The 537-nt window shown below is 44.7% G+C and carries 1 rRNA gene; it reads left to right on the top strand.

Features of this window, described 5'->3' with window-relative positions:
* Positions 1-284: 284 nt before the first annotated feature.
* Positions 285-537: ribosomal RNA gene (locus A9G05_RS26310) — 23S ribosomal RNA — on the top strand; the annotation flags it as partial.

Genomic DNA, 537 nt, shown 5'->3' with positions numbered 1-537 from the left:
GGTAACAGGGGTTCGAATCCCCTAGGGGACGCCACTTCTCTTCTTGCTAACAAGAATGCAGAGTTAAGAAATGAATTCTTAACTCTGTTTTCTTCGGCGCACTTTATAAGTGAATGCCGTTGCAAACATGCTCTTTAACAATCTGGAAAGCTGATTTAAAAAGTAGTTCTCAAACATTTGTTACAAGTGCTTTGGAAACTTCTTGGCGAAAACCAAATTTTATTTGGTCCTTGTTGTACGACAACAAGCTGTGCCGGTTTCACCGACACTTCTTGGGGTTGTATGGTTAAGTGACTAAGCGTACATGGTGGATGCCTTGGCAGTCAGAGGCGATGAAGGACGTACTAACCTGCGATAAGCTGTGAGAAGTCGGTAAGAGACGCTATTACTCACAGATTTCCGAATGGGGAAACCCACCCGAGATAACTCGGGTATCTGTTACTGAATACATAGGTAACAGAGGCGAACCGGGAGAACTGAAACATCTAAGTACCCCGAGGAAAAGAAATCAACCGAGATTCCCTCAGTAGCGGCGAG

Origin of the sequence: Pseudomonas sp. ENNP23, from assembly GCF_001728945.1 — a bacterium.
GTDB classification, from domain to species: Bacteria; Pseudomonadota; Gammaproteobacteria; order Pseudomonadales; family Pseudomonadaceae; genus Metapseudomonas; species Metapseudomonas otitidis.
This window is presented reverse-complemented; position numbering and strand designations above follow the sequence as displayed.